Source organism: Intestinimonas sp. HCP28S3_D6, from assembly GCF_052065695.1.
GTDB lineage: Bacteria > Bacillota > Clostridia > Oscillospirales > Oscillospiraceae > Intestinimonas.
The window spans coordinates 1-826 of the sequence record NZ_JBQHTM010000142.1; the positions used below are offsets into that span (position 1 = coordinate 1).

An 826-nucleotide genomic window follows, 5' to 3' on the forward strand; every position below is an offset into this window, starting at 1 on the left:
AACCATTGACATTTTTATTTTGAGTATATTGTTAAAATACTAATCACTATTATGGTGGTGTTTGAGTAACTCATACACTTCTTTCATAAGCATCATTCCTAAGGAAAAACCGTATTGAAATTGTGCTTCCAACTCCATACAGTGAACATCGATTATATGGGTGTGAAACTGGTTGACCAGCTCCATCTGCTCTTTAGAGAGCTTTTCCTCTAACTCGGTAAGCAGCTCTCCAGTATGCCTATGTAGCTTGCGGTATTCTTTTTCATGAGGAACCACCTGTTCTGCGGGGTAGATATTACCACAATATAAGTCATCTAACACAATCTCACAGCACCTCCTTTGCATAATAGATCAGTTCGTGACGGACAATTTCCTCCGCACGGTTTCGGATGCTGTTCATTGCGCTGACCCATGCCATCTGATCCCGGGCTTTCAATTCCTCAGTGATTTTTTCCGTTTCTTTCATCTGGTCAATGATACAATCCAGCCGGTTCTGTGCCTGCTCGTTCAAATCGCTCAGATATGTCCAGAGTTTTCCAGACAAAATCAGATCATTATAGTGGGCTGGATGGCACTGCTCCAGATAGGCTTTGTGCATACGACCCCAAATCCCAATGGGGCGGCTTTCCTCCGGCAGCTGTAAGTCGGGGATATAATAGTCACCGACCAGCGTATAGCCGATACCGTTTTGACAGGTTTTCTTCGGTAAGTGTTCCATAAGCGACCTCCTGTATTCGATTTTTCTCCGAATCCAGCTGATCGTGTCCCTGTTCATGTCAAATTCAAGGCAGCTGAACTCTTCATCAACAAGTATGGCATATCTTTG

2 protein-coding genes are annotated in these 826 nt (G+C 43.7%); both read right to left on the bottom strand.

All coding sequences use genetic code 11. The features are described 5' to 3' along the window. Window positions 1-39 precede the first annotated feature (39 nt). Entirely contained in the window at window positions 40-321 is a 282-nt protein-coding gene (locus tag ACTNBK_RS17120) for a DUF6809 family protein (RefSeq protein WP_441147896.1), read from the bottom strand. Window positions 322-325: 4 nt separating this feature from the next. Continuing rightward, window positions 326-718, bottom strand: a complete 393-nt coding sequence (locus ACTNBK_RS17125; protein WP_441147898.1) for a TnpV protein — start codon at window positions 716-718, stop codon at window positions 326-328. Window positions 719-826: the final 108 nt, after the last annotated feature.

Bases quoted from the DNA above. Each gene is read 5' to 3' on its own strand.
- ACTNBK_RS17125 (WP_441147898.1), bottom strand. From the start codon at position 718: ATGGAACACTTACCGAAGAAAACCTGTCAAAACGGTATCGGCTATACG.